The organism is Kocuria sp. ICS0012, assembly GCF_001665945.1.
In the GTDB taxonomy this organism is placed as follows: Bacteria; Actinomycetota; Actinomycetes; order Actinomycetales; family Micrococcaceae; genus Kocuria; species Kocuria marina.
Window position 1 is genome coordinate 57400 of record NZ_LZMM01000058.1, and the last position, 9474, is coordinate 66873.

The window sequence follows — 9474 nt, forward strand, 5'->3', positions numbered from 1 at the left end:
CGGCACCCGCCATGAGTCCAGCCATATCAATTCCCAGGGCTCGTTGCTAAGGTAGGAACGGACATCGGCGAAGCGGCCGCGGGCGGGCAGCACCAGGCTGCTCGACCCGGCCGCTTCGTCATATGCACCAACCATCCGCCATTCGAAAGGGAGTCACCCATGCGTCGAGCGAAGATCGTGGCCACCATCGGCCCCGCCATCTCCTCGTACGAGAACGTCACCCAGGCGATCCAGGCCGGAATGAACGTGGCTCGCCTCAACATGAGTCACGGTGACCACACCGTGCACAATACGTCCTACGAGAACCTGCGCCGGGCCAGCGAAGAGCTGGGCACCACGGTCGCGATCCTCGCGGACCTGCAGGGGCCCAAGATCCGGCTGGGCAACTTCGCGGACGGCCCCCATGCGCTGGACGTGGGTGACACCTTCACGATCACGATCGAGGACGTCCCCGGCTCCAAGGAGCTGTGCTCCACGACCCACAAGGGCCTGCCCGGCGACGTCAACGTGGGGGACCCGCTGCTGATCGACGACGGCAAGGTCGCCCTGCGCGCCACGGCCGTGTCGGACACCGCCGTCACCACCGAGGTCGTGGTCGCCGGGACCGTGTCCGACCACAAGGGCATCAACCTCCCCGGCGTGGCCGTCAACGTCCCCGCACTGAGCGAGAAGGACGAGGCGGACCTGCGCTGGGCCCTGCAGCGCGGCGTCGACATCATCGCGCTGTCCTTCGTGCGGGACGCCCAGGACATCACCCGGGTGCACGAGATCATGGCGGAGGAGGATCGCAAGATCCCCGTGATCGCCAAGATCGAGAAGCCTCAGGCCGTGGATGCGCTGCACGAGATCATCGACGCGTTCGACGGCATCATGGTTGCCCGCGGCGACCTCGGTGTGGAGCTGCCGCTGGAGGCCGTGCCGATCGTGCAGAAGCGCGCGATCGAGCTCGCCCGCCGCTGGGCGAAGCCCGTGATCGTGGCCACCCAGGTGCTCGAGTCCATGATCGACAACCCGCGCCCCACGCGCGCCGAGGCCTCGGACTGCGCGAACGCCGTGCTCGACGGCGCGGACGCCGTGATGCTCTCGGGCGAGACCTCGGTGGGCAAGTACCCCATCAAGACGCTCGAGACCATGTCGAACATCATCCTGGCCACCGAGACGCAGGGCATGGACCGCATGCCCCCGCTGGGCACCGAGCCCCGCACGCGCGGCGGCGCCATCACCCGTGCGGCGGTGACCATCGCCCGGCAGCTGGACGTGAACTACATCTGCACGTTCACCCAGACGGGTGACTCGGCCCGCCGGTTGTCCCGGTTGCGCCCGGAACGCCCGATCCTCGCGTTCACCCCCGAGAAGAGCGTGCAGGCGTGGCTGCAGTTGCTGTGGGGCGTCCAGCCCATCCGGGTGGATCGCGTGGAGCACACCGACGACATGACTCGTCAGGTGGACCACTACCTGCTCCAGCATGATCTCGCCAACACCGAGGACATGGTCATCATCTGCGCCGGTTCGCCCCCGGGCCACGCCGGGTCCACCAACCTCGTGAAGGTGCACCGCGTGGGCGACCTCCAGGACGCCGGCGAGGCACCCCAGCGCGAACCCCGCGAGCGCGTGGGGCCGTGGGGCGGCATGGCCGGTTCCGCCACGTGGCGGGAGCCGTGATCGGTCGCTGACCCACGCGGGTCGGCCGTATGGCGGACCGCTGCGAGCTGTTCTCGTCGCGGCATCTGCGTGTGGGTGTCGACCCGATGTTCTAGTGGAGTAAAGGCAGTCCGGACGCCGTCCGAGCTGCCTTTACTCCACTCTGCGTGCTGACCGTGGACGCTGATCGATCGCGCGAACAGCGGCTGGGGCCCTACGGTCTCCGAAAGGTTTTGCTACGTGCCTTGATCGGGGAGCCGGTCCCGCATGAGGGATTCGAGCAGCGTGATGGGCAGGGGCCGGTCGTAGGGAAGCTTGATGAACCCGGCGCCGTACTCCTCCCCCACAGCCGCTACCCGTGACTGGTGGGGTGCGAAGAACTCGGGGGTGGACCGCAGGGAGCAGTGGTGCTTGAAGTTCTACAGCATGCACAGAGTGGTGTTGTCGTCGAGCACGTACGTGGGCTGGTTCCACTTCAGGACCTCCCGCGCGTGCGGCGCCACGCCACGGCTGAGGTCTCGAAGCGCCTCGATGTGGGGACGTTGGTGGGGCTCCAGTTGAGCGGAATAGTCCTCGGCATCGATCCGCTTGGGCATCGGCATGGAGTCTCCCGTCGTGGTGTGAGCTGTGTCGGAGGTGCTCAGGCTGTCGGCCCCATCCTGGGAAGTCGACCACGGGCGGGTCTCCCCATTGCTGACAGGTTTCCGACCGGTCCACCCACCCGCCCGACCACGGATGCGGGAAGACCCACGACCCCCGTGCATTCGCCCTGTGTTCGGCCACGAAAAACGGCCCCGCGGGTGCGAGGCCGTTCCAAAGGTGCTCCGACGGAGCGAGTTGTCGTGCCCAAGGTGGGACTCGAACCCACACATGTCTCCATACTGCATTTTGAGTGCAGCGCGTCTGCCAATTCCGCCACTTGGGCATGTCCGGGAAGGGGACCGTAGTGCGGGCCACCGCCGCCGGTGCGGATAACAGCATACATGATGGGTCTAGGCTGGAGACCGGTCCGCCCCTTCCGCGCCCGGGGGTGTGCTGTGTCCCATCAGGCGCGTTCGCGGCACTCGTGGTTGGATGCCGTGTCGACACGACCAAGTTATCCCCAAACCTAGGAGTCCCCGTGACGGATTCGTCGAACACCCCGGAGCCCACTGCGCCCGGGGCACAACGGTCGGGCGCCGCAGACCCTGGCGTCGCGCAGCCCGACACCGCCCGCGCCGAGACGACTCACGTCGACGCCGCGCCCGCCCAGGACCACGCCGCCCGTTCCGAGGCGCAGGGTTCCGGAGCCAAGACGGTCGTCGTCGCGGAGGACGAGGCGCTGATCCGCATGGACATCGTCGAGATGCTCGAGGACGCCGGGTACCGCGTGGTGGCGCAGGCGGAGAACGGGGAGCGCGCCGTCGCCCTGGCCTCCGAGCACCGCCCGGACCTCGTGCTCATGGACGTGAAGATGCCCGTGATGGACGGGATCACCGCCGCGGAGCAGATCGCGCAGGACCGGATCGCGCCCGTGGTACTGCTCACCGCGTTCAGCCAGCGCGAGCTCGTGGAGCGTGCGCGGGAGGCCGGCGCCATGGCGTACGTGGTCAAGCCGTTCACCGTGGACGACGTGGTGCCCGCGATCGAGATCGCGATGTCTCGTTTCGAGGAGATCACGGCCCTCGAGAGCGAGGTCGCGGACATGAAGGAACAGTTCGCCACGCGCAAGCTCGTGGAACGCGCCAAGTCGCTGCTGCAGACCAAGATGGGTCTGTCCGAGCCCGAGGCGTTCCGCTGGATCCAGAAGACGTCCATGGATCGCAGGCTGTCGATGCGCGAGGTGGCCGAGGCGATCATCAGCCAGGTGGCCTGACGCCCCCGGGGCCCAGATCGTCCCGGGCCGCACGCGGAACGCGCCCGAAGCTGTCCCTGGCCGTGCGGCGTCCCGCGCCCGAGCCCGTGTTCCGCCGGGGCCTGTGCCTTTCCGGGGGTGGCCCTAGGATGGAGCCGTGACTGAGACGAGCAAGCAGGCCAGCCAGGACGCCCCTGAGACCCGCACCGTGGTGATCGGTGAGAAGACCGAGCACCCGCAGGAGGTCTCGCTGCCCGTTCCGGTGTCCCGGCCCGAGAAGCGCTTGCTACTGATCGACGGGCACTCCCTGGCGTTCCGCGCATTCTTCGCGCTCTCCCGCGCCGCCGAGTACGGTGGGGGCCCCGGTTTCGTGACGTCCGACGGCGTCCACACCGAGGGCGTCTACGGATTTGTGAACACCATGGTCAAGCTCGTGCGCGAGGAGAAGCCCACCCACCTGGTCGTCTCCTTCGACCTCGAGGGCCCTACCCTGCGCTCCCAGGAGTACGGGGAGTACAAGGGCGGCCGGGACGAGACCCCGGAGGAGTTCCACGGACAGGTCCCCAACATCCGACGCATCCTCGAGGCTGTTGGCATTCCGATCGTCACGAGCGAGGGCCACGAGGCGGACGATGTCCTGGCCACGCTCGCCACCACGGCCGCCGCCGAGGACTTCGAGGTGCTCGTGTTCTCGGGTGACCGGGACGCGTTCCAGATGATCACGGACCACGTGACGGTGGTCTACCCGGGCCGCACGCCGTCGGACCTGCGCCGCATGGACGCGCAGGCGGTCTTCGAGAAGTACAAGGTCGCCCCGCAGAACTACCCGGACCTCGCCGCGCTGACGGGGGAGACCGCGGACAACCTACCGGGTGTGCCGGGCGTGGGTCCCGGCTTCGCGGCCAAGTGGATCACGTCCTACGGTCCCGTGGAATCGCTGCTCGAGCATGCGGACCGGATCACCGGCAAGAAGGGCGAGGCCCTGCGCGAGCACGAGGACCTCGTGCGGCGCAACCGCAAACTCAACCGCCTGGTCACGGACCTGCCCCTCGGCGTGGACCTGGATCACGCGGTATTGCCCGAGGCCGATCCCGAGCGGGTCGGCGTGGTCTTCGACGAGCTCGAGTTCGGTGCCCAGTTGCGCGGGCGTCTGCTCGAGGCCTTCGGTTCCCACGCTTCCGACGACGCCGGCGCCACGGTTCCCGAGGTCACCGACGTCACCCGGGTGCGCACCGCCCAGGAGTTCAGCGATTGGCTGGACGCGGGGGAGAAGGACGTGCCCATCGTCGTCCGCCGCTTGGCGCACGACCCCAAGGCACCCTCCGGCGCGGAGGTGACCACCCTCATGCTCATGAACCAGCGCGGTGCCGCCGTGGACCTCGTGACCGCGGACCAGGAGCTGACCATCGCCGTCGAGGAATGGCTCGCAGATCCGGTGGCGCCCAAGATCGTGGATGGCCTCAAGGACCTGTACCACGGTCTGATCCAGCGCGGGATCGAGCTCGCCGGTGTCGTGGACGACGTCCAGCTCTCCGGCTACCTCGTGCGGCCCGCGCTGCGTTCCTACGAGCTGGACGCCCAACTGAGCCACCACCTGGAGGTGGAGGTGCCCCGCGCGGACGAGTCCGCGGCGTCGGAGAAAAACGGACAGACCGAACTCGCGCTGGACGCGTCGGACGAACAGGACGAGCTGGCCGGTGTGAGCGACGCCGAACTGCGTCGCCAGGCCACGCTCGGTTCCGCGTGCCGGCAGTTGAGCGAACACCTGCGCGGGCTGCTCGAGGCCGACGGCCAACTGGGGCTGCTCACGGATCTGGAGATGCCCCTCGCGGTGATCCTCGCCCGGATGGAGGCCACGGGGATCGCGATGGACCGCCCAGGTATCGACCGGTTGTTCGACGACCTCCAGCAACCGATCGACCAGGCCTTCGAGCAGGCGCAGGCGCAGATCGACCACGAGATCAACCTGGGTTCCACCAAGCAACTGCAGGCCGTGATGTTCGAGGAACTCGGCCTGCCCAAGACCAAGAAGACCAAGACCGGGTACACCACGGACGCCGCGGCGGTCGCGGACCTGCTCGGACGCGTGGACCCCGAGACCCAGGGTTCGCGGTTCCTCGTGGCGCTCATGAACTGGCGCGAGTACTCCAAGCTCAAGCAGATCGTGGCCGGATTGCGGGACGCGATCGCCGAGGACGGGCGCATCCACACCACGTACCAGCAGACCGTGGCGGCCACCGGACGGCTGTCCTCCACGGGTCCCAACCTGCAGAACATCCCCGTGCGCACCGAGCAGGGCCAGCGCATCCGCGACGTGTTCGTGGTGGGGGAGGACTCCCAGGGCCCGTTCGAATGCCTCATGACCGCGGACTACTCCCAGATCGAGATGCGGATCATGGCCCACCTGTCCGGGGACGAGGGGCTGATCGAGGCGTTCCGTGGCGGGGAGGACCTGCACCGGTTCGTGGGCTCGCGCGTGTTCGACGTGGCCCCGGAGGACGTCACCCCTCAGATGCGTTCCAAGGTCAAGGCCATGAGCTACGGCCTCGTCTACGGGCTGAGCTCCTACGGCCTGTCCCAGCAGCTGAACATCGGCGTGGACGAGGCCCGCACCATGATGAGCGGCTACTTCGAACGCTTCGGCGGCGTGCGGGACTTCCTGCGCGGCGTCGTCGAGGAAGCCCGTTCCAAGGGCTACACCGAAACGATCGACGGGCGACGCCGCTACCTCCCGGACCTCACGAGCGACAACCGCCAGGCCCGCCAGGCCGCCGAGCGCATGGCCCTGAACGCACCCATCCAGGGGTCGGCCGCGGACATCATCAAGAAGGCCATGATCGGCGTGGACCGGGCCCTGCGCGAGGACGACCTGCGCTCGCGGGTGCTGCTGCAGGTCCACGACGAACTCATCGTGGAGGTCGCCCCGGGGGAGACGGAGCGGGTCGAGGAGATCCTGCGCACCGAGATGGCCGGGGCCGCGGAACTGACCGTGCCCCTGGACGTCAACGTGGGCACGGGGCGGACATGGCACCAGGCCGCCCACTGACCGCCTGAGCGCACGGACCACTCAGCCCGCCGCTCGGCGCCGCAGCAGGCCGTGCACCCAGCACGACACCCGCCACCGCGCGGCGGGCCATGGCACACCCGAACCGCCCGAGTCACGACGAGGAGCATCATGAACGCGACACCCCGGCACGAGCAGACCCGCGAGAGCGAGTACAGCGCCCGCGGGAACGACTACGTCCTGCGCCGCTTTCTCGCGAACGAGGGTGGCACGGACGCGAACCCCGAGTTCGTGGAGTGGAACCGGGCGGTCGCCCAGGGGTTCCACGGCCGTGAACCGGGGCAGGAGGCCACCGAGCGCAACCTGCGATCGATGCGCGCCGCTGGCACCCGGTTCCGCGCCGCATACACCGCGGACCCCGTGCCCACAGCCGCGCTGGGGGCCGAGCGACCCGTGGCCACGTTCTGCTCGTGGGACTCGGAGCTGACGCTCGGGGAAGGGCGCAGCGTGCCCGCGTGGTTGGTCTCTGAGGTCACGGTGCGCCCAACCCATGCCCGGCGAGGACTGTTGCGCCGGCTCATGACCACCGACCTGACCGAGGCCCACGAGGCGGGGTTCCCGATCGCGGCGCTCACCGCCTCCGAGGCCACGATCTACGGTCGCTTCGGTTTCGGTGCGGGCACGTTCAACACCGAGATCACGGTGGACGCGCACACGCGGTTGCAGTTGAAGGCCCCGACCGTGGGCACGGTGGAAATGGCCGACAACCACGCCGTGGCCGAGCTGGCGCCGAGCATCTTCGATCGCTTCCACCGCGTGACGGCGGGCTCCCTCACGCGCACTCAGAAGTGGTGGGACATTATCTCCGGTCGGTGGAACTGGGACCAGGAGGGCGCGGATCCTGAGATCCGCACCGCGGTGCACTACGACGCCCGGGGTGAGGCGGACGGCTACGTGAGCTACAAGTTCGTCTCCACCCAGGGGTTCCAGGGGTACCTGAAGGTCGTGGACCTCGTGTCCCCGAGCTCGCAGGTGCGCATCGCCCTGTGGGAGTACCTGTGCAACCTGGACCTCGTCACGGAGGTGCGCTACAACAGCGCCCAGATGGAAGACCCGCTCATGTGGGGCATGGTGGACATGTCCGCCTACACCGTGCGCAAGCGCTACGAGCGACTGTGGTTGCGCGTCCTGGACCCGGTGGCGGCCCTGTCCGCCCGGCACTACACGTCCCACCGCAAGGTCAGGATGTCGGTCGTGGACTCCATGGGCTTCGCGGACGGGATCTACGAGATCGACACCACCGGTGATGCCCCCCGCGTGGAACGCGTAGCGGACCGCCCGCGCACACAGGACGATCTCGCGGGGAAGTCCATGCCCGCCGTGGAACTGTCCGACGGCGCGGACGTCGCCCTGAACGTCGATTCGCTCGGCTCGCTGTACCTTGGGGCCGTCAAGGCGTCCACGCTGCACTACGCGGGGCTGCTGCGCGTGCGCGACGACGCCGCCCTGCGGGACATCCAGGCGCTCATGTCCACGCCCACCCACCCGTACTGCATCTCCCCGTTCTGAGCGCGGCTCGCGCAGCGCGCGGACGCACCCTTCAGGCTTGAACCGGCACGGTTTCGAGCCTAGACTGGAGCGGTGCGTGTATTCGCACGCCCACATCAAGCGTGACGTCGCCAATCCGGTGCGCCCCACAGGGCGGGGTTGGTGACACCAAACCATCACATCAATTTCATCGGAGTCCCTACTACATGACCACCACCACCCAGCAGGTCGCCGTCAACGACATCGGAACCGAAGAGGATTTCCTCGCCGCTGTCGACGCGACCATCAAGTACTTCAACGACGGCGACCTCGTGGAAGGCACCGTCGTCAAGGTCGACCGCGACGAGGTCCTCCTGGACATCGGGTACAAGACCGAAGGTGTCATCCCCTCTCGTGAGTTGTCCATCAAGCACGACATCAACCCCGATGACGTCGTGGCTGTGGGTGACGAGGTGGAGGCTCTGGTCCTCACCAAGGAGGACAAGGAAGGTCGCCTGATCCTCTCCAAGAAGCGCGCTCAGTACGAGCGCGCCTGGGGCGACATCGAGAAGGTCAAGGACGAGGACGGCGTCGTCACCGGCACCGTTATCGAGGTCGTCAAGGGCGGCCTCATCCTGGACATCGGCCTGCGTGGCTTCCTGCCCGCCTCCCTCGTGGAGATGCGCCGCGTCCGCGACCTCGCTCCGTACATCGGTCAGCAGCTCGAGGCCAAGATCATCGAGCTGGACAAGAACCGCAACAACGTGGTGCTCTCCCGCCGTGCGTGGCTCGAGCAGACCCAGTCCGAGGTGCGCGCCAACTTCCTGCAGCAGCTGCAGAAGGGCCAGGTCCGCACGGGCACCGTGTCCTCGATCGTCAACTTCGGTGCGTTCGTGGACCTCGGCGGTGTTGACGGTCTGGTGCACGTCTCCGAGCTGTCCTGGAAGCACATCGACCACCCCTCCGAGGTCGTCGAGGTCGGTCAGGAAGTCACCGTCGAGGTGCTGGACGTGGACATGGATCGCGAGCGTGTGTCGCTCTCGCTCAAGGCCACCCAGGAAGATCCGTGGCAGCTGTTCGCCCGCACCCACGCCCTGGGCCAGGTCGTCCCCGGCAAGGTCACCAAGCTGGTTCCCTTCGGTGCGTTCGTTCGCGTCGAGGACGGCATCGAGGGCCTCGTGCACATCTCCGAGCTGGCGCAGCGTCACGTGGACATGGCCGAGCAGGTCGTCTCCGTGAACGAGGAGCTGTTCGTCAAGGTCATCGACATCGACCTGGACCGCCGCCGGATCTCGTTGTCCCTCAAGCAGGCCAACGAGGGTGTGGACCCGGACTCCACCGAGTTCGATCCCGCCCAGTACGGCATGGCCGCCGAGTACGACGAGCAGGGCAACTACAAGTACCCCGAGGGCTTCGATCCCGAGACCAACGAGTGGATCGAGGGTTATGAGGAACAGCGCGCCGCGTG

The 9474-nt window shown here is 67.8% G+C and carries 6 protein-coding genes and 1 tRNA gene; 5 read left to right on the forward strand and 2 right to left on the reverse strand.

Annotated elements, in window-relative coordinates:
* Positions 1 to 159: 159 nt before the first annotated feature.
* On the forward strand, positions 160 to 1662 hold the full coding sequence (gene pyk / locus A5728_RS09695) for a pyruvate kinase (protein ID WP_064846830.1): 1503 nt from the start codon (positions 160 to 162) through the stop codon (positions 1660 to 1662).
* Between the two features lie 398 nt (positions 1663 to 2060).
* On the opposite strand, the gene A5728_RS09700 is transcribed toward pyk, so the two are convergent.
* Together A5728_RS09700 and A5728_RS09705 are read right to left on the reverse strand one after the other, a co-directional pair.
* The gene (locus A5728_RS09700) at positions 2061 to 2243 is read right to left on the reverse strand and encodes a DUF1801 domain-containing protein (RefSeq protein ID WP_064846831.1); all 183 of its coding nucleotides are present in this window, start codon (positions 2241 to 2243) and stop codon (positions 2061 to 2063) included.
* Positions 2244 to 2484: 241 nt separating this feature from the next.
* Positions 2485 to 2566: transfer RNA gene (locus tag A5728_RS09705), tRNA-Leu, on the reverse strand.
* Between the two features lie 195 nt (positions 2567 to 2761).
* Between A5728_RS09705 and A5728_RS09710 the strand changes: the two genes are divergently transcribed.
* The 4 genes from A5728_RS09710 to rpsA form a co-directional block, all read left to right on the forward strand.
* Positions 2762 to 3496: an ANTAR domain-containing response regulator gene (locus A5728_RS09710; protein ID WP_064846832.1), complete on the forward strand. Its 735-nt coding sequence runs from the start codon at positions 2762 to 2764 to the stop codon at positions 3494 to 3496.
* A 136-nt stretch (positions 3497 to 3632) separates the two neighbouring features.
* A complete protein-coding gene (polA, locus tag A5728_RS09715) occupies positions 3633 to 6521 on the forward strand; it encodes a DNA polymerase I (protein WP_064846833.1) in 2889 nt (962 codons plus the stop codon).
* Positions 6522 to 6650: 129 nt separating this feature from the next.
* The gene (locus A5728_RS09720) at positions 6651 to 8048 is read left to right on the forward strand and encodes a GNAT family N-acetyltransferase (protein ID WP_064846834.1); all 1398 of its coding nucleotides are present in this window, start codon (positions 6651 to 6653) and stop codon (positions 8046 to 8048) included.
* Positions 8049 to 8233: 185 nt separating this feature from the next.
* On the forward strand, positions 8234 to 9474 hold a 1241-nt coding region (gene rpsA / locus A5728_RS09725; RefSeq protein ID WP_064846835.1), incomplete at its 3' end, for a 30S ribosomal protein S1.

Coding starts and splice junctions, on each gene's coding strand:
- pyk (WP_064846830.1), top strand. CDS start 160: ATGCGTCGAGCGAAGATCGTGGCCACCATCGGCCCCGCCATCTCCTCG.
- A5728_RS09720 (WP_064846834.1), top strand. CDS start 6,651: ATGAACGCGACACCCCGGCACGAGCAGACCCGCGAGAGCGAGTACAGC.
- A5728_RS09700 (WP_064846831.1), bottom strand. CDS start 2,243: ATGCCGATGCCCAAGCGGATCGATGCCGAGGACTATTCCGCTCAACTG.